Origin of the sequence: Paenibacillus glucanolyticus (assembly GCF_037333485.1) — a bacterium.
GTDB classification, from domain to species: Bacteria; Bacillota; Bacilli; order Paenibacillales; family Paenibacillaceae; genus Paenibacillus_AQ; species Paenibacillus_AQ glucanolyticus.
The window spans coordinates 4,128,200-4,147,924 of the sequence record NZ_CP147845.1; the positions used below are offsets into that span (position 1 = coordinate 4,128,200).

Annotated in this window: 16 protein-coding genes; 7 read left to right on the forward strand and 9 right to left on the reverse strand. The window is 48.8% G+C overall.

The window, feature by feature from the left end:
- Positions 1 to 15: 15 nt before the first annotated feature.
- The 4 genes from iolB (at position 16) to WDY75_RS19330 (ending at position 5,568) form a co-directional block, all read left to right on the forward strand.
- Complete coding sequence (gene iolB, locus WDY75_RS19315; RefSeq protein WP_063479232.1) at positions 16 to 819, forward strand: 5-deoxy-glucuronate isomerase; 804 nt, start codon at positions 16 to 18, stop codon at positions 817 to 819.
- 168 nt (positions 820 to 987) lie between these two features.
- Positions 988 to 1,995 carry a LacI family DNA-binding transcriptional regulator gene (locus WDY75_RS19320; RefSeq protein WP_063479231.1) on the forward strand — a complete coding sequence of 336 codons (1,008 nt, stop codon included), beginning with the start codon at positions 988 to 990 and terminating at the stop codon, positions 1,993 to 1,995.
- A gap of 170 nt (positions 1,996 to 2,165) precedes the next feature.
- Positions 2,166 to 3,557 (forward strand): TraB/GumN family protein, encoded by a 1,392-nt coding sequence (locus WDY75_RS19325; RefSeq protein WP_063479230.1) that lies wholly within the window; start codon positions 2,166 to 2,168, stop codon positions 3,555 to 3,557.
- A gap of 172 nt (positions 3,558 to 3,729) precedes the next feature.
- Complete coding sequence (locus tag WDY75_RS19330) at positions 3,730 to 5,568, forward strand: UbiD family decarboxylase (protein WP_063479229.1); 1,839 nt, start codon at positions 3,730 to 3,732, stop codon at positions 5,566 to 5,568.
- Positions 5,569 to 5,666: 98 nt separating this feature from the next.
- Here the strand turns inward: WDY75_RS19330 and WDY75_RS19335 are convergent, their stop codons facing one another.
- Both WDY75_RS19335 and WDY75_RS19340 read right to left on the reverse strand, forming a co-directional pair.
- A complete protein-coding gene (locus tag WDY75_RS19335) occupies positions 5,667 to 7,292 on the reverse strand; it encodes a helix-turn-helix domain-containing protein (RefSeq protein ID WP_063479228.1) in 1,626 nt (541 codons plus the stop codon).
- Between the two features lie 112 nt (positions 7,293 to 7,404).
- A complete protein-coding gene (locus tag WDY75_RS19340; protein ID WP_231888045.1) occupies positions 7,405 to 8,340 on the reverse strand; it encodes an ABC transporter substrate-binding protein in 936 nt (311 codons plus the stop codon).
- A gap of 302 nt (positions 8,341 to 8,642) precedes the next feature.
- Here WDY75_RS19340 and WDY75_RS19345 point away from each other — a divergent pair, with 302 nt between their 5' ends.
- A complete protein-coding gene (locus WDY75_RS19345; protein ID WP_063479226.1) occupies positions 8,643 to 9,170 on the forward strand; it encodes a GNAT family N-acetyltransferase in 528 nt (175 codons plus the stop codon).
- Positions 9,171 to 9,210: 40 nt separating this feature from the next.
- Here the strand turns inward: WDY75_RS19345 and WDY75_RS19350 are convergent, their stop codons facing one another.
- On the reverse strand, positions 9,211 to 10,008 hold the full coding sequence (locus tag WDY75_RS19350; RefSeq protein WP_036637514.1) for a formate/nitrite transporter family protein: 798 nt from the start codon (positions 10,006 to 10,008) through the stop codon (positions 9,211 to 9,213).
- A gap of 295 nt (positions 10,009 to 10,303) precedes the next feature.
- Here WDY75_RS19350 and WDY75_RS19355 point away from each other — a divergent pair, with 295 nt between their 5' ends.
- The gene (locus WDY75_RS19355) at positions 10,304 to 10,900 is read left to right on the forward strand and encodes a YjgB family protein (RefSeq protein WP_006209614.1); all 597 of its coding nucleotides are present in this window, start codon (positions 10,304 to 10,306) and stop codon (positions 10,898 to 10,900) included.
- 114 nt (positions 10,901 to 11,014) lie between these two features.
- Here the strand turns inward: WDY75_RS19355 and WDY75_RS19360 are convergent, their stop codons facing one another.
- From WDY75_RS19360 to WDY75_RS19375, 4 genes are all read right to left on the reverse strand, one after another.
- Positions 11,015 to 12,022 (reverse strand): phosphotransferase, encoded by a 1,008-nt coding sequence (locus tag WDY75_RS19360; protein WP_063479225.1) that lies wholly within the window; start codon positions 12,020 to 12,022, stop codon positions 11,015 to 11,017.
- Between the two features lie 209 nt (positions 12,023 to 12,231).
- The gene (locus WDY75_RS19365) at positions 12,232 to 13,017 is read right to left on the reverse strand and encodes a DeoR/GlpR family DNA-binding transcription regulator (protein WP_063479790.1); all 786 of its coding nucleotides are present in this window, start codon (positions 13,015 to 13,017) and stop codon (positions 12,232 to 12,234) included.
- A gap of 325 nt (positions 13,018 to 13,342) precedes the next feature.
- Positions 13,343 to 14,218: a formylglycine-generating enzyme family protein gene (locus WDY75_RS19370; protein WP_082834398.1), complete on the reverse strand. Its 876-nt coding sequence runs from the start codon at positions 14,216 to 14,218 to the stop codon at positions 13,343 to 13,345.
- Between the two features lie 302 nt (positions 14,219 to 14,520).
- Entirely contained in the window at positions 14,521 to 15,981 is a 1,461-nt protein-coding gene (locus WDY75_RS19375; protein WP_063479224.1) for a sulfatase, read from the reverse strand.
- Positions 15,982 to 16,235: 254 nt separating this feature from the next.
- Here WDY75_RS19375 and WDY75_RS19380 point away from each other — a divergent pair, with 254 nt between their 5' ends.
- Positions 16,236 to 17,039, forward strand: a complete 804-nt coding sequence (locus WDY75_RS19380; protein ID WP_063479223.1) for a helix-turn-helix domain-containing protein — start codon at positions 16,236 to 16,238, stop codon at positions 17,037 to 17,039.
- A 23-nt stretch (positions 17,040 to 17,062) separates the two neighbouring features.
- On the opposite strand, the gene WDY75_RS19385 is transcribed toward WDY75_RS19380, so the two are convergent.
- Positions 17,063 to 17,665: a class I SAM-dependent methyltransferase gene (locus tag WDY75_RS19385; RefSeq protein ID WP_006209606.1), complete on the reverse strand. Its 603-nt coding sequence runs from the start codon at positions 17,663 to 17,665 to the stop codon at positions 17,063 to 17,065.
- Positions 17,666 to 17,750: 85 nt separating this feature from the next.
- Positions 17,751 to 19,676 carry a squalene--hopene cyclase gene (gene shc, locus WDY75_RS19390; RefSeq protein WP_063479222.1) on the reverse strand — a complete coding sequence of 642 codons (1,926 nt, stop codon included), beginning with the start codon at positions 19,674 to 19,676 and terminating at the stop codon, positions 17,751 to 17,753.
- Positions 19,677 to 19,725: the final 49 nt, after the last annotated feature.

A 19,725-nucleotide genomic window follows, 5' to 3' on the forward strand; every position in this document is an offset into this window, starting at 1 on the left:
AAGGAGGCATTCCGTATGTCTAATCTTATCGTCTCTCCGCATACACGCGATGCAGAAGGAAATATTATTCGTGTCACACCTGAGAGTGCAGACTGGAAATATGTTGGTTTTGAAGTATACTCCTTGAAGTCCGGCGAAACTCTCCAGCGAAACACGAACGATCAGGAAGTCTGCCTGGTGCTCTTAAGCGGAAAAGCAAACGTATATACAAAAGAAAAGCAATTCGGAATTATCGGACATCGCATGAGCGTATTTGAACGCCTTCCACCGTATTCTGTTTACGTCCCGAACGATGATCAGTACACCGTCATAGCAACCACTGATCTTGAACTAGCGGTATGTGCAGCACCTGGACGCGGGACCTACCCTGCCCGTCTTATCCAGCCGGAAGATGTTGGTGTCGAAACACGCGGTTCGGGAAACATGGAACGTCATATCCAGAACATTTTACCCGAGCAAAATGCAGCGGATAGCCTGCTGGTCGTGGAAGTATATACACCGGGTGGACATTGGTCCAGTTACCCACCGCATAAACATGATCAAGATCATTTGCCATATGAATCCTACTTGGAGGAAACGTATTATCATGAAGTAAACCCGGGTCAAGGGTTTATCATGCAACGGGTGTACACTGACGATCGTTCGCTCAACGAGACGCTAGTCGTGTCTAACCGTAACGTCGTGCTGGTACCGGAAGGGTATCATCCTGTATCCGTGCCTCCAGGTTATGATTCGTATTATTTGAATGTTATGGCCGGCCCCATTCGGACCTGGAAGTTCCATAATGATCCTGAGCATGAGTGGTTATTCCCTCGATAAACTCAACTAAATGGTCTGCAGTGTGGTTATACTATTAGAAGGGAGAATGGGTGTAGTCCATTCTCCCTTTGTTGCTTATAATAGACATAAAGAATGAGTCGTGCATGGTCAGGTATCAATTCATTACTAGACGGTGTCCTCCTGCTATGACGCATGAAGGAGAGAGCTATGAAATCTACGATTTACGATGTCGCTAATGCGGCAGGCGTCTCTATCGCAACGGTATCCAAAGTGGTAAACCGAACCGGTAACATAAGTCAAAAGACACGTGAACATGTGCTCAGCGTTATGGATGAGCTGCAATATCAGCCTAGCGCTGTCGCTTCCGCACTAACGGGAAAGAAGACATCTACCTTTGGACTTCTTCTATCGAATATTGCAAACCCATTTTTCGCAGAGGCAGCGCGTTCCCTTGAGGATGAAGCACGGGCTGCAGATTACAGCATCGTAATGTGCAGTACCGACAATGAGGACGAGCGCAGCTTGAATTATCTTTCTCTCTTGCAGCGCAAACAAGTCGATGGCATGATCATCGCATGTCATTTCACGGACTGGTCACTGCTTCAGCCATTTTTGGCAACTAATATTCCCGTCGTGCTATTCTCAAAAGATATCTCTTCCTTAGATGTACATACCGTTACAGTTGATGATTACAAGGGCGGCTATAAAGCAATCGAATATCTTGTTCACAACGGGCATCATCATATCGGAATCGTGGCTGAAGCAGGTCCTAGTGGCGAGCACCGGATTCGCGGTGGACAGCAAGCGATGAAAGATGCCGATATCCAGTACCGTCCGGAATGGATCACCAATGTTCATTCCTCCATTCGAGACGGCTATACCGGGGCACTTCAAATGCTGGGGCAATCTGAGCGGCCTAGTGCTATCTTTGCATGCAACGACATGCTCGCTGTTGGTGTACTGCAAGCCGCAGAGGAACTGGGGCTGCAAGTTCCGAGTGACCTCTCTATTATCGGTTTTGATGATACGCTGCTGTCACAGATCGTACAACCACGGCTTACAACGATATCGCAGCCTATTTCAGATATGGCACATCACACGATCCAACTGTTACTGCGTCATGCAGACACTCCCGACATGGCTAAACAGAAAGCGATTTTCCAGCCGAAGCTTATCAAGGGGCGTTCGACCCAAGCGATTACACCTACATCATAAACACGAAATTAATATAAAGAGTTGGGATTTGTTGTAAGGCATGAAACACGTATCAAAGCCCTGACCGTGGATTTCATGTTGTTCTATGAACAAAACTCCTCAACATGGTATAATCTACTATTGTGGTGGTTATCTTCCATACAGAACCGATTTGAGAGGAGAACAATTTCATGCAAGAACACAAACGCTGGAGTAGAGTCAAGCGCTGGGCCGGTGCCGGGGCATTAAGCTTAACCATTTTGTTAGGCAATGTCTTCCCGATTCATGCCGACACACCGACTGCTCCCGTACCCGACATCAGCCCTTGGTCGATAGCTACACTGAACGAAGGTGAGAAATACGGCATATATCCGATGGAATGGTATTATGACGGAACCTTCAGACAATCCATTACGGAAGATAAGTTTCAATCTTTAATGGCTACTACGGCGAAGAAGCTGGATCAGCTGGGTCTTAAGAAAAAAGAAGCTTCCTTGTCCTATGTAACAGCCGATGTAATCACAAGAGAAATGGTCATCACCTCTTTATTCAAGCTCCTGTCCAATTACGAGCTGCCGGAAGCTTTCGGGAACACGGCGGTCAAACCGATGGATTACATGCAGCAAAAAGGCATCGTAAAAGGCACCAAAGCAGGTCTGCAGCTGGATCAGCCATCAAGCGTCGAACAAGCGGTCGTGATGGCCAGCCGATTGATTGAGTATACATATGATATGGCCGATGGCGGAGCCGAAGGCCTGATGTGGAAAGTGACTAACGATAACAACACACTGTATTTGCTCGGATCGGTTCATTTGGGATTGACCGACATGTATCCGATGCATCCGAGCATTCGCGATGCGTTTGCGGCATCGGACGATCTTTGGGTCGAGGTTGATATTGTCAACGGGGATATGTCTTATTTCCAAGAGAAGATGATGTACAGTGACGGTACGAAGCTGCAGGATCATATATCCGCAACTTCCTACGAGAAGCTGCAGAAGGCGCTGAAAAAGCTGGCACTGCCAGTAAACACGTTTGATAGCTTCAAGCCCTTTGGCGTATCCAACACCCTCTCCACGTTCGGTTATTTCGAGAATCCGGCCGACAGTGCGTTGGCCATGGCAACCGGTATCGACAGCTATTTCCTTACTAGTGCCATGCTGACAGGCAAGCCAATTCATGAGCTGGAGAGCATTAAGCTGCAAGCTGACCTGTTCGCTGACGTGCCTGCCGAAACGCAGGAGAAAGAATTGAATGAGCTGCTGGATGTCCTCTTGTCAGAAAAAGGATCGCAGGAAATTGCCAACAACCTGAAGCAAATGCAGCTGGATTGGATTGAAGGCGACGTGGAAGGCCTGAAGAAAACCCTGACCGCTGACGGACAGCTCACCCAAGGGGAAACCAATCAGCGTCTGATCGGCGAACGAGACAAGAACATGGCCATTAAACTGTCCGAACTGCTGGAAAAAGAAGGAGAGCATACTTCCTTTGTCGTGGTAGGCGCGGCACATTATGTCATGGATGGCATGGTTGTCGATTTATTAAAAGAAAAGGATTATGATGTACAGCTTGTACAGAAATAAACAAGGTATCCTGCTGTATTGATATTGTATCGCCCTGTCCGTATTCATGTGGACAGGGCGATTTTTTATATATAGAGATGCTCCGCATGTATCATGTGTCATTGACCTGCGCTCACAGATTACCGATAATAGTAGAATGAGTTCACTATCTTCAAAGGATTGGAGCTATAACATGAAATATCACAATTTGGAAGAGTGCATCATTGATCTGGAAAAAAACGGGCATTTAGTTCGTATACATGAAGAGGTTGACCCTCATCTTGAAATGGCAGCCATACATATGAAGGTCTACGAGGCAGGCGGCCCGGCACTGTTGTTTGAGAACGTAAAAGGTTCGAACTTCCGTGCGGTATCCAACCTGTTTGGAACGATGGAGCGCAGCAAATTCATTTTTCGGGACACGTTCGAGTCTACGCAAGATGTCATTGCATTGCGCAATGAACCCATGAAAGCGCTCAAGAATCCTTTTAAATATGTCGGGACGGGATTAGCGGCTAAAACCGCATTGCCTCTCAAAAAAACAACCGCCCTCCCGCAAGGGTTTCAGGAAATCCAAATCGCCGATCTGCCGCTAATCAAACATTGGAAGGACGACGGCGGCGCTTTTGTCACCTTACCACAAGTGTATTCCGAAGATCCGGAAAAACCGGGCATTATGAATTCCAATCTGGGGATGTACCGCGTCCAGCTTACAGGCAACGAATATGAAATGAACAAAGAAGTCGGCATCCATTACCAGATCCACCGCGGCATCGGCATCCATCAGGCAAAAGCAAACAAGCTGGGCCAGCCTCTTAAAGTAAGTATTTTTATAGGGGGTCCACCTGCCCACACGATATCGGCCGTGATGCCGTTGCCTGAGGGCATGAGCGAGCTTACCTTCGCGGGTTTGCTGTCAGGGCGCCATTTCCGGTACAGCTATGTCGATGGTTATTGTATAAGCCACGATGCGGATTTTGTAATTACAGGGGAGATTCATCCCGGCGAGACCAAACCGGAAGGACCATTCGGTGATCATCTGGGCTATTACAGCCTTGTTCATCCTTTTCCTGTCATGAGAGTGCACAAGGTGTATGCCAAACAGCGGGCCATTTATCCGTTTACGGTTGTCGGCAGACCGCCGCAGGAAGATACGTCCTTTGGAGAGCTGATTCATGAGCTGACCGGCGGAGCGATTCGCCAAGAGATCCCGGGTGTCAAAGAAGTGCATGCGGTTGATGCTGCCGGGGTTCACCCCCTGCTGTTTGCCATTGGCAGCGAACGCTACACCCCCTACCAACAAGTAAAACAGCCGGCAGAGCTGCTCACCATTGCCAATCGGATTCTAGGCACCGGCCAATTGAGTCTGGCCAAATATCTGTTCATTGCCGCTGAAGAGAAACAAGCGTTAAGCACGCACCATATCGAGGGGTTCTTGACGTATATCTTGGAGCGCATCAATCTGCACCGGGACATCCATTTTCAGACCAATACTACAATCGATACCCTCGATTATTCCGGAACCGGACTCAATACTGGCAGCAAGGTTGTCTTTGCAGCGGTTGGGGATAAAAAAAGAGAGCTCTGCCATGAAGTGCCTGAAACCTTGAAGGATCTGCCAGGATTCTCGACTGCCCGATTGATCATGCCAGGCATTGTGGCTATACAGGGTTCCCCATTTACCAGCTATTCCGATGTTCAGCAGGAAATGGACGGTCTAAGCGAGGCTATTCAAGCGAGAGGCCCTCTCCCCTCTTGCCCGATGATCATTCTATGTGATGACAGTGAATTCATGAGTGCGGCCATCAGCAATTTTCTCTGGGCGACCTTTACGCGAAGCAACCCTTCCCATGACATTCACGGTGTGAACGGCTACTATGAGCACAAGCATTGGGGCTGCGACAATATCATTATCGATGCCCGTTCGAAACCGCATCAAGCACCGCCCCTCATTCCGGATGCCGCAGTCGAACAACATATCAAGCGCTTGTTTACAGACGGCGGCAGTTTAAGCCGCATTCAAATACGCTAGCAGCCGTAAACGTGCTTTGAATCTTATTTCCTTCAAATGAAAGCAAACCTAAAATGGGCTGGTCCTTAGTCATTACTGACTTTGGATCAGTCCATTTATTATGCCAGCACCCTCAGCACATCTTCAATCTTCTTCCCATGCGAGATCACCCCATAATTCATCCAGGTCAGAAAATCGACCTCGTACACGCAGCCGCCCTGTACAGCAGGTAGTGATTGCCATTCTGACCAGTCCAGCATACTCCGTTCCTCCCCTTCCCAGGAAGAATGACGCTTATCAAACGTAATGAACAGATGATCGGCATCCAGCAACTTCAACCATTCCTTGGTAAGGCTGGCTATCCTGGCCCCCCGGGACAACTGCAGAACGAGTGGATGCGGGGTCAGACCAAGGTCCTTGTACAGTATAGGTCCCGTATATCCGTGATCAGGACCCGCATAGAGACTGATTCCGAGGGCTGATATTCGAAGACAAGCAACGGTCTGTGTACGGACCGATTGCCTAAGAAGCCTCTTGGCTTCGCTGGCCTTATGCTCATACTGTGAAATGATATCCAACACGCGGTCCTTCCTGCCCAACAGTTCCGCCGATTTACGCAGGGTCAGACGCCAATCCTCACCCGGGTGCGGGAACTGATACGTTGGAGCCAACCGTCCCAAACCATCGTCCGACATCCAGCGTTCAAACCCGATATTTATGATAATGCAGTCAGGCTTATGACAAGACAGTACAGCAATATCCTCGTTCTCAATATCAATAACCGGGACGTGCAGCAAACCGAGATAATCCTGCTTACCCCATCTGGAGTGTGAGCACTGCACGACCGGGGTTATTCCGAGGGCCACCAGAAAATCTTCAAGGAAAGGTGCAAACACTCGCATATTCTCCTGTCGGTAGTGGTTACGGCGATATTGTCCAGGAGAAACACCAACGGTTTGTTTGAAACGACGGTTAAAATAATATTCGCTGTTAAAACCGACAAACTGTGCAATGTCCAGCAGTCGGTCATCGCTTGCCAGCAGCATATGTTTTGCCCGATCTATTCGAATCCCGTTCAGATAATCGAGGGGATACTGGGTCGTAATCTCTTTGAATATACGTGTATAATGCCAGCGTGCAACATTCGCTAATTCAGCCAGTTGTTCCACGGTCCATGGGTTTGCATAATGCTCTTTCAGATGTTCAATCGATAACTCTACAGCATGACGCATATTCAACGTGTAAGAATCGTTCTGATTCTGACGATATAGGAATAGCATGAACGCTTGAAAACAGACGGCTAATTCGAAGGATTCAAGTTCGTTACATGTATGCCGGTGCCGATAAAGGCTTTCCAGATAGTCGATGCATTGGGAGAACGGGCGGCACAACAGTTCCCCCTGCCGCAGAGAAGATTGAGAGCTCCGTACAGGCGCAGTTTGTCCAGGGTCATCTCCCTCACTCCGCCAGAGTTCATAAGTTAAATGATAGAAACACATGCCTTCTGTTTCAGAACGGAGACGTGCTGTCGAACCGGGAGCTATCAGATAACTCTGCCCTCCACGCATAGTGAGCTCTGTTTTATCCAAGACCCATTTCCCGCTTCCGGCCGTCACGATCAGCAGCGTAAACTCGTTGCCCTGCACGAAATCTTCCCGCCAATCGATGTACTCTGAACGAAGCTGAATATCCTTCAACACATAGAACCAAGTGGAGCGGTTTATCCTGCCGTTCTCATTCTTCATCTCATCTTCCCCTGACCAAGAAACTTTTTTCGAATATAGTGCAAAGAAACAGAAAGCTCATCCAGCGCAGCCGGCAGCTTTCTGTTTATATTCTAGTTTACGGACGATCTGCTTATTGGACAAACCATTTCAAGAGATCATCAACCTTCATCATATTAGCGGTAATTGCGCCGGATTGCCAGTGCGTCCGATTGCCTTTATAGACATGTCCATTTTTGACTGCCGGTACCGACTTCCATAGCGGGCTATCAAATACTTGCATCGCTTCTTGGTTCTCCTCCGAGTCCCATCCGCCGTTCGATGGGAATACGATGATATGATCTGCATCCAGCTCAGGAATTTTCTCTTGCGACAAAATGGCCTGATAATCGGTCATGTTTCTCACAAACGGATGAGGGATCAATCCCATCTCTTTATAGATGTTGCCGGTAAAACGGTTTTCGATACCAAACAGAGCAAGCGTCTTATCCCCGATATTCAGCCTGAGGACGGCAACGGTCTCTTCGCCAACGGCCTGTTTCAGCTTCGCTTTGGCGTCAGCGATCTTCTCATTGTACTCGTTAAGCGCACGTTCAGCTTCTTCAGGAATACCGAGCACATCCCCTATCGTTTTCAGGATTTCCGTTGGTTTCTGCAGAATGGACTCCGGCAGCCGATAGGTGGGGGCTATTTTGGAATACAGTTCATATTTTGCTGCATCCACCGCACCGTCAACGATGATCAAATCCGGGCTTGCCTCCAGCAGCCCTTCCATGCTCCCTGTTATATCAAAGGTTGGCACATCCAGATCCAAGTAATCCTGTTTCCCCCAGCTCGGATGATACCACTGAACAACTGGCGTAACGCCGAGAGCCAAGAGATAGTCCTCCACATAAATACCCGCTACCCGTTTCGGATTTACCGGAATTTCGACGTCGCCGAATTCATCCTTCATCACTTTGGTATCAGCCTCTGTCTGATCCATCTTATTTTGAGCCGCCTGCTTGTCCGCCGTGTCCTGCTGATTGCCGCATCCAGCCAGAACCATCATCAGTACAAGTAAAGCCATTATCCATCTGGCGCTCTTGTGATGTGTCCTTATCCCTAACATAAAAACCATTTCTCCCCTTGCCTGTTGTTAAAAGGTACGAAACGAGATCCTATTGCATTTATTGATTATGATAATCATTCTCATTTCGTTCAGATACATTGTATCCCACTCAATATCACCAAACAATGCACTTTCTCAAAATATTTCTTATACAAACTCAAAAGAAAGGCCTCCTGCTAGGAGCCCCTCTTCTCTTATCCTATGAATATTAATATAATGAATAGTATTCAGACTGTTAATTTCTACCTGGGAGGGAAAGCATGTTTCCACGATTAGAGACAGAACGATTGTTACTGCGAGAAATTCACCAACAGGATGCTAGGGCTCTTTATGATTGCTTCTCGAATGACGATGTTGTCCGCTACTACGGACAAGACAAGCTGACTTCCCTCGACCAAGCGCTCCAACTGGTTGATTTTTTCGCCAAAAACCATGCCGAGAAACGCGGCCTTCGATGGGGAATCGAGCTCCAAGGGACGAGCGGTTTGATCGGAACGATCGGATTTAATCTATGGTCTCCAAGGCACAAGAGGGCCGAAATCGGCTATGAACTTCATCCTGAGTTCTGGGGTCAGGGTTATGCAAGCGAAGCTGCTTCGGCCATCATTGCCTATGGGTTTCACACGCTGGATCTGTCCCGTATCGGCGCCGTTGTTTTTATCGAGAACCAGGCATCCCGGACGCTCCTAACCAAGCTCGGTTTTGAAGCGGAGGGAATTCTTCGCCGATATATTTATCAAGACGGTGTTCCGCATGACACCCAGATGTACTCCCTATTAAGAGAGTAACCGGACGGGCATGATAGGGCTCCCCTATTGTCGTTACGTGTTATTCATCAAGCGATTCCGAAGCATCCAGGAAGGGTTTATTTACAAAATAATACATAAAGCCCATAAGCAGCACGCCTCCAACTAAATTGCCGAGCGTCACCGGAATCAAATTGTGCAGCACACCATCAAATGAAATCGTGCCCGGATGGTTCAGAACCAACGCAATGGCAAACGTACACATATTCGCAATGCTGTGCTCATAGCCGGAGATGAAGAAGCAGAATACAAACAGCATCATCGCGAACATTTTGGCGCCATCGCCCTTCAGTGACATGGGGATAAAAAATGCAAGGCATACGAGCCAGTTGCACAAAATCGCCCGGAAGAACAGCTGCACCATCGGGGTTGTCATTTTTTGCTCAACCACATGCAGCAGGAACCCGTTCACGGACGAATCCATAAAGAGTCCCGTCAAGAAAATCAACAACGCAAACGCGCATGCGCCCAAAATGTTCCCGATGTAACTGAAGATCCACAGTTTGACAACCTCAATCCACTTGAGCTTCTTGCGCAGAGCGGCGTACGTGTAGTAGAAGGTATTCCCGGTAAACAAATCTCCTCCCCCATACGCAATCAGAATGATGGCGGCGCCAAACGTAAGGGCAGCCATCGGGTATGTCAAGGGGGAATGCTCCAGATAAAAAAAGTTACCTGTCTTAAACGCGACAATGACGCCAAAGCCAATGAACATGCTGGCAAGCATGGACCGTGCTAAATATCGAAGCTGGCTTTGCTTAAATATTTTGTGTTTTTTCAGAGCAAGCTGCTCCACTTTGAATAGCGATTTGGTTTCCATAACTCCTCCTGAAGAAAGACGGTTCTATATAGATTACACGATTTTACATATAATTCATATCATCTTAAGCGGCCTCATCATCTCTTTCCGCAGCCGGTGTACCCGTTTGACGTGTGGTAATCACAGCCTTCTGCAAAACCAGCTTCGCATTTGAGTATCAATTCTGAGATTTCATCTTCATAGAATCGTAACCTAATATTTCTTCGCTTCCACTATCATGGGAGGATAAGTCCGGAATTCTTGTTTGATAAACGGAGCATGTGGTAAATACATGTTACAAAGGAGAGGATACAACATGGACATGAAACAGCCAGCTAAAAAAGCAATCGTCACCTTTACCATGGCAGGGGTTGTCGGCCTGAGTGCTTTGGGAGTGAATTATACCGTTTTCCCTATTCACCAAGCAGAAGCGGCCACAACGGCAAGCACCGGCAATTACGCTTCCGAACAGGCTCTTCAGAGACTCAACAGTTTCTATAAACCCGCACTAAAGGGCCAGTTTCCTGGTTCAGTCAGCGGTTTAACAATCGGTAAAAGCACAAAGCAGGATGTTTACAAGACGATTGGCGAGCCTTCTTTACCAGGTAAGGATGCAGACGCCTTTGACTTGTACGGTGCCAACATGGGGAACCCGGGCTATGCCTTCTCCTATAAACTGAACAAAATCCGTGAGATGCGTTATTTTGGAACCAATGTGGAACGACAGACTAATATCGGCGGCATTACGATGAAGATGTTAAAGCAAAACTGGTTTGCTCCGGATGCCACATCCACTTTCAAAAACGGCAAGACCACTCAAACCAAACTCACCTACAATCGGGGTGATTACAAATTAGAGTTTATTTTCAACAGCAATACGGAACTTGACCATATGAATCTGCTGAAAAAATAATGCAAAAAACCATGATTTCTTAGAAATCATGGTCAGAGCGTCGAGCCCGGTCTCTAAGAGAGTCCGGGTTTTTTCTTGGTTGCGTTGCGTTTCATCGATTAACCTTCCTTCTGCTTACATCAAATATTGATTCAACATGTCGTCCATCCACTCATGACTGTGTTCCAGACGTTTGCATCCTGCAGCTAGCGAACCCACCTGCTCCCTTAACACGTTGACATCATCCGTTCCTTCTATATAACGACTCATAAAGTGCAAAAACACATCGACCATGCGCAAGCGCATGAGAAACGGAATCGCCGTAATTTCTTCCGAACTTAACCGTACACGGCACGCAAACCCTTCACAGAACCTCTTAATGAGTTCTCGCTCAAACTCAGAACCCAGAAAACCTGAAATCACAACCGCAGGCTCCATTGCTCTCACGTCCCGCGTGCAAAACTCAAAATCAAGCAATGCGACAACTTTGCTTGATTCCTCTGCGTCTACCAGCAGGTTAGAAAAATTCAGATCGCCATGAACCAGCTGCTGCGGAAGCTTTTTCAGGGAGTCCAGCCTGCCGCATATATCAACATAGGCCTCTTCTAATATAAGAAGCGCGTCGCGGAGATCGCTTAACGGCTGTGGTGGGCGCTGGCAAAAATCAAGAACAAAGGCCTCACTGCATAAAGGATACGATTGAAGCAGCTCGTAATACGGCGGATACACCGGGTCCATACCAACTGAACAAACAGCAAGTGCGTTTACAAGCTCCCCCGTCTTCTCCCCGAAAGATAACACGGATTGAATCGAGTCTGCTTCCGGGCGCACTCCTTCAATGTAAGCAAATAGGCATGCGTATCGGTCGCTGCCATCCGATAATTGCACCACATGATCGCCCGATGTGGAGATGATTGGCACAGGAATCCTAAAACTTAGCGGCATCTGCTGCAGCGAGTTCAGTACAGCAAGTTCAAACTGGATCTTGCCCTTATCCCGATGTGTATTGTACATACGCATGACAGAACGGCGGTTCTCACGAACACGATGGATAAAACAGGTGGTATTGTTCCAGCCCGTAGGACCATCCACCGTGCTGCCGTTCCAGTCAGGCCAGTACGCTTCCATCAATCGTTGAATCATGATTATTACCTCTCCAACTCTTTGTAATCGATTCTTATGGCAGAAATCGGGGCTGGTTCACTTCCGAACCGTATTATACAACTTCAGTGCCATCCTAAATATAGGTTATGTTGAAATAGGAGCCGGTTCTATGATTTCATTAACATGGGCGAGTCGGCTTTGTGGAGGACCGTTTTTTTAAGCGCCGTTTAGTTACTCAGATTCCATGCTCAACATAATGATGAGCTCTCTTCCGTTTTAGCTACCACTACCTTTACACCGGTCTCCTGAATGCGTTTCACCACTTCCTGGTCTGCCTTCTCATCGGTAATCAACACATCCAGATCTTCGACAGCACCAGCTTTAGCAAAACCATCCTGACCGATAACATGATGTGTCGCCATTCCAATTCTGCGGCGGGAGACGGCAGAAGCCGCACGTCCAAAAGCGGCTACTTCAGGTGTCGCAACGAAGATTCCCTCATCGGAAATGCCGCCGCCGGTCATAAAACCGATATCAAATTTGAATTGGCGAACAGACTCGCTCGCAAGCACATCCGTCATATTGCCGGATGGTTTAACCCGTCCCCCAATTAGATACGTATCTATCCATTCGCGTTCGCGTAAAGCTTCGGCAACCTTCATGGAGTTCGTCACAATCGTCAGCGGCATCTGCTCGGGAAGATGCTTCAGCAGCAAGTAGGTCAGTGAACTGCTGCCGATAAACAACGTATCTTTCTCGCGTATATAGGAGACGGCAAGTTTGGCAATGGCGTTCCCTTCCTGCGTGCCTTCGCCATACCGTAGTTCCGGGGGTTGGGGCGGCTGCCTGACTTTCATGGAAGGAATCGCTCCTCCGTGTGTTTTCTGAAGTAAGCCCTGCTCCTCCATAATCGTCAGGTCCCGGCGAATCGAATCAATTGAGATTTCAAATCGTTCGGCCAATTCCTTGGCAATCACCCGTTTCTCTTGATGCAGCAAAGCAAGAATTTTCTGACGACGTTCCTCGGCAAACATTCCTGATTGATCTTGCATCATGCATTAACCCTCCATATTATTCATTATTTTTCCATCTACACCTCGATTATATTCATTTTTATTCTGTTTTGCAATCCGTTTTTATCAGTTTTATGCGTTTATATTCGTTTTTCATGAAATGAATTGCCTGGGAAAGTGGATGAATGCGGTAGCGTAGGAGCAGGATTGCGACTGCAAGTCCTTAAAAGGGTCTTGCAGAGCTGAGTGCGGCGCGTTCTGCGGCTGCATTCCTGAGGAAAAATACGGCAGGACACTTTTTCATAATGAAATTGTGGAAGACATGCCTGGATAACTGCTTTCCACATTATCCTCTCACAATGCGAAAACCGCAGTTCCCCGTTGAGCTGTCGGGCGTATTACCGCTTCTCGCAGCTACTCTATATCGGTTGCAATAGGATTTATGACACAGATACGAACCGCCTCGCATCGATCTGCTGCCGCTTGGCTTCGCATAGAATGGGTTGGCTGCAGAGGTCTGTTGATGATAGGCAGGACTGAACCAATCCGCACACCATTCCCACACGTTGCCGGACATGTTATACAGTCCGTAACCATTGGGTTTGTAGGCATCTACCGGCGCTGTACCGATGTATCCGTCGCTGGCGTTATTTTTGACCGGGAATTTGCCCTGCCATATGTTGCATTGATGTTCGCCGTCCTGCTTCAACAGATCGCCCCATGGATAAGTCCTGCCCTCCAAACCGCCACGTGCCGCATACTCCCATTCAGCTTCTGTCGGAAGCCGCACGCCCGCCCATTGGCAATAAACATCCGCGTCATTCCAGGAAACGTGCACAACCGGATGATCCATCCGACCTTCAATGCTCGAATCTTTACCCTCCGGCGCTGCCCAGTAGGCTCCTTCAACGACCAGCCACCAAGGCACTCCCTGCGGGACCTGGACGACGCTTGCCTTTGTTTCTTCCGAAACCAGCAGCTCAAACACATAGGACCATCCATATTTCTCCGCATCCGTCACATAACCCGTTGTTTCTACAAAACGTTGAAATTCCGCATTCGTAACGGTAAATGGCGATATCTCAAAACCAGATACACTTACTCCCCGAGCAGGACCTTCTCCGTCTCGTGGGAACCCTTCCTTCGTATCGGTCCCCATCATAAATTTCCCCTCTGGGATGTGAACCATGTTGGCATGGGGTGCAGCATATGGATCATGCATCTTGGCTCTGCTCGGAGTTCCATCACAATCCTTGGCTACGCTCAGATTTCCATCCTGCTCCTTAACTACGCTCAGTTTCCCAGCACAATCCTTGGCCACGTTCGATTTTCCATCCCGCTCCATGGCTGCACCCAGGTTACCATCAAGTCGATCCTTCCCATTGCTTTCCACAAGCTGTACCTTTTCCCTGGAACCTGCACAGCAAGCATGATGTTCTTGCATACCTCTGCCTCCTCTTCATGCAAACAACGGGACCTCCACTCTGTCGTGGCTGCCCCGCTGTTCTAACTTTCTCTAATCCCCTAAGCCAACTCCTGAGGATGGCGGCGTATCAGCTCCGGCACCGCTTCTCCGCGGCCCGTGTTTCTCAAACGCTCGATGTATCGAGGAAGATGACCTTTGGCATGGTAAGGGCCACCCTCCTTCATTACCGTCCACAGCGGGTCCACGTCAAAAGGCATCGTTGCCATCATAAGATCATGCCATTCATTGAGCAGGTATACAGCCTCCCTGCAAAGGTCCGGCCTTTCAGACGCCAGATTGTGCTGTTCATGCACATCCTCGTGGATATGGAACAGCATCTCTTTATCAAACAGATGATAGCCGTCATGATACGTTCGGATGTACAGCCAATCCCCGAATCGCACACTGCGCTGACAGACATGGGCACACTGGGATACCACCAGATAGTCACGGCCGCTCCCTTTCCCGCTTCGCAAACTCTCTGCATAACTGATGCCATCCCAGCTTTGCACGGGTGAAACGTTCATATATTCCGCCATCGTAGGCAGCAGATCCAGATGATAGTGCAGCTCGTTATCCGTTACCCCCTTCATCATGCCAGGCCCCCGGATAATCATCGGAATGCGGCAGGTTCCCTGATCTGCTGTCCCATGCTCGCCATAAATTCCAAGCTCCCCCATATTCTCGCCATGATCCGCGGTAATGATGATGATCAGATCATCCCACACGCCTTTGTGGATTAACAATTCAAAAATAGCGCCGATATGCTCGTCCATATGCCGAATGCCGCAATCATAACCATCCACCATCGCACGTAAATCCTCCATCGACCTGATCTCACCAGGATGGCGCGGATAATCGGGGGATACCTCGCTGTTGTACATGTTAATTTCGTTCACACCGTGCGGGCCCACCTTCTTCTGATGCTCCTGCAGCACATCTTCGGTAATCCAGTCAGGGAGAGGTTCGTGCTCGAAGGGATTTCCCAGCGACTCGGGTGCCCGATACGGTGTATGCGGATCCCAAAAATTCACGTACAGCATCCAGTTCTCCTCATCCGCATTCCGTTCCAGCCAATCCAGCACAACGGGGGAAACTTCTTCCGCCGATTCCAAACCGCCCTTGCCGGTGTTATACATTTCATTAAAGCCCGCATAGAAGGTCCAGGCCGAATGCCGTTCCCCGAACGGACTGATCAACGCCGTCTTCATGCCCGCACGTCGGAAAATAGCCGGGAAACTCTCGGATGCCAGCTTGTCGCGGAAATCCCGGGTAATGCCTTCATGCCTTACGTCAGCAGCCGTTCCTCCATGACCGACCACACCGTTATGAATACCGAACCTCCCTGTCATTAATGCCGTTCTTGAAGGGAAACAAGGCGCATCCGAGGTATAATAATTGTCGAAGCGAACACCTTCTGCCGCTATCCGATCAATGTTCGGCGATGTATTCCGATGATACCCGTAGCAGCCCAGATGGTCCGGTCTGGTAGAATCCAAATCCAGCAATAATACTCTCATATCCGCATCGTTTCCTTCCTCATCTAAATTCGCATATACTCTCTTCAGATCATGTCAGCGTTTACAAATATTCATGCAGTTGACTGAAATTATAGGCCACGATTCCACGAACCGTCGATGTACATTTCATTCATTACTTGTACATTTCTATTTCTTTTTTCAACAATCGTCCGATTAAAGCAATGATTTCACTACTCTTGGGGAGCCTGGATATGCTAGGCTATAGGTATAAAATCACTGTGAGGTGCTGACCATTGATCAAGTTGATGAGTGTGAATTTTGATGACTGCATTCCGAACTGGCGGACACAGCTTGAGACGATTGAATATAACGTTCTTGTAGTTGTGAGAGAAGGCAAAGTAAGGTACGAACTGAATGGGGAAGAGATGATTGCGGAAAAAGACGACGTACTCTTTATCCCGCAATCGACAAGACGCAGCGGAACGAACTGGAACGGCATACCTCATCAGAAACATACCATCCTCTTTACAATGGATCGTCATGAACCTACGGGCATCCCATTCCTGGATGAAGGGAAATGCCTAAAATTCAACCTGTCCCATATTCAATATGCGTATCATCGCTGCGAGCGTTTGTACGAAGAAATGCGGGGAGATAAAAGCTACCGTACCATGATCTGCCTGGGCATTATGCAGGAGCTGATCGGCATGCTGGCCCGTGAACTCGAGAAGACCGAGCTGGCACCAAGCAAACGCAAATACGCGGATACCATCAAATCTTATCTGCTGGAGCATTATCGCGACCCTATCGAAATCGAGTCGTTGGCAAAGTTAATCCATCGCTCTCCCAACTATGTTACTGCCCTCTTCAAGGAGGTGCACGGTCATTCTCCCATTCGGTATATGCATCAGCTGCGCGTGCTGGAAGCCTGCAGCCTCCTGCTTCATTCGGACATGACAATCGCTCACATCGCCCAGTATCTGGGTTATTATGATACGTCCTACTTTTACCGCATTTTCAAAAAATACACCGGCCTTTCGCCCTCCGACTATGTCCTGCAAGGTGAACGGCCCGATATTTCCAAGCTATTCACCTGATTCTAGAAATCCCTGGCTTTCATTCACTTAAGCGGCTTCTGTCCCGCGAACTGAATGACATGGGACAGACCTTGATGTCCCTGCCCTTCCTGGCGAACGACCTCTCCCATAAAAAAATGCACGATCCGCCAGTCTGCAAAGGGCTCGAGAATATCCGCTGGCGTGTATAAAAACTGTTGATCTTGCGGTCCCCCGCTTCGATAAGGAATTTGATGAACAGAATAAACCTCGGTGAGGAAGTAGCCTCCCGGCTTCACTGCTTCCCTCACACCGGCCAGAGTCTTCGTTCTCAGTTCCTTCGGAAAATGCCCGAACACACAAATGATTTCATCCCACAGATCCTTCGTCCATTGTGCTTCCTGCAGATCCACGAGCTCAGTGTGAATGCTCACGCCGTTTGCCGCGGCCAACCGTTTGGCTTTATCCAGGCCCGATTCCGCGTAATCCCATACGGTTACCTTCATGCCTTCACGAGCCAAATAAACCGCATTTCGCCCTTCTCCCTCGGCAATAGCGAGTGCATCACCTGAGAGTGCTAGTTTCTTATGCATGTCGGCAATGAATACATTCGCTTCTGTTCCAAATATGTAATCTTCCCCCTGAAACCGTTCATTCCATGGATTCATCGTTTCACACCTCTTTTTTGTAAGTTCACTTTATCCTCGAGCCTGAATCTGTACCAGCCCTGTACCAATCGAGTCTAATACCATATTACCATGGCTGAGGCAGGGTTGCAGCGAGCCCCCTCATGACCCCGTATTTCTTCTTGTAATGGCTTAAAGTCAAGAGCGGCCATATGTACCGATAGCTGTGATAGTGAGTATAGAAGCTGCCCGGAAGCCCGGCACCCATCGGATAGGAGGCCGTCCAGTCGTCTTCATGAAGCAATTCGATGAGTCTGTTTATCCCTCTGTTAACGGCAGTGGACGGCTCTGACTGAACCGCTATGAGTGCATCGAGTGCCCACGCGGTTTGGGATGCCGTGCTTTGGCCTAGAGGCATGTATTGCATCACCTGGTCGCTGGTGCAGGATTCACCCCAGCCCCCGTCCGGATTTTGAATCTCAAGGAGCCATGCAGCTCCTCTTTGAATCACCGAATGGTCCGCCGGCAGACCGGCAGCCTCTAAACCTGTCAATGCTGCCCAGGTGCCGTAAATGTAACAGATTCCCCATCTTCCATACCATGAGCCGTTTTTTTCCTGATGAGTGATAAGCCATTCGGTTCCTCGTTTGATAAAATCATGCTTCATGCCGAATCCGCAAAAGTTTCCGAGATATTCAAGCGTGCGTCCGGTAAGGTCGGCCCCGGAGGGGTCAATGGCCGCGGATTTCGCACCGTCTATCGCCAGCCACGTCAGCATTTCCTTATCGGTGTTTTTTTCGAAGGCGGGCCATCCGCCATCTTTATTTTGCATCGATAACACCCAGTTCAGTCCCCGATTGGTTGAATGCTGATAAATGGGCGTGGTATGCGACAACGAGTGGATCGCTCTTAAAGCCGCAGTCGTGTCATCCACATCAGGATTCAAGGTATTGGTCTCGGAGAAGCCCCATCCGCCGGGAACCGTATCCCGGTTATGAATGCTCCAATCCGCCGTTTTATCCTGTTGTCTGGATAAGAGATAGGCTGCTGCCCGCTGTGTCGTCTGTTGATCCCCGTCGACGCCGGACTCCTGCAGCGCATACAAAATCAAAGCCGTGTCCCAAATCGTCGAGGGCGAATTCTGAATCGTGACCTTGCCGTCCACGCGGTACTGCAGCGCGGTCAGCCCTTGAACCGCATTCATGAGTATGGGATGCCGTTTATCATAGCCCAGTGCAAGCAGGGCAAATACCATAAGAATGGTGCTGCTCGCATAACTATAGAGGGTGCCGTCCGATTCGATCCGATCCAGCATGAACTTCTCGCCCTTGGTTGAGGCGGCTTCATGGATGAAACGAGGAGTTCCGAGAAGTCTGCTGAGGCCCATACGTATGCTTTCCCCAATCTCCCGATTTTCCTGGGGTAACGAATCATCGTCATCATCGCGGGAATCGTTCAGATCGGACAAATCGGGAGCCGTCTCCGTAGATATGGAGAAATTCCTGTCGGCCATAATCAGCATGGGAATGAGATGAATGCGGGAGTACCCTGAGAATTCATATAGATTGATGGGCAGATAGGCAGGAAACAGAATGATCTCCAGCGGTATGAGCGATATGGACGCCGGCCACTTTCGCTGGCCCGTTGCAGCCAGGATCGCTTTTGTCAAAACACTCTTGGATTTACCCAGCCCGCCTTGCGATTGAATGTATCGTCTGGTATGTTCCATGTGTTCGTCGGACCATTTGCTGAATCCGGAGTAGAGCAGCCCATAATAGGCATCAATAGTAGCCGATAAGCTGCCTCCTTCTTCGTCGTGATACCAGCGCCAACAGCCTTCCGGCTGCTGCTCTGCAAGGATGCGATCATGCAATTCTCTGATAAGCTCTTCATTCTGAATCTCCAATATTCGAAAGAGGATTATGACATAGGCATCCAGCGTAATCCCGTTCTCAAAGCAAAAATGCCAGGACCCGTCTTGATGCTGCCGCTGTATGAAAAAATCAATCAGCTTGCTTATTTCCTCTTCTACCGCGCTCTGTACATCATTCATGTTCTCGTACCTCCATCGTAGCCTCATGATGAACATTATATGAGTGCAG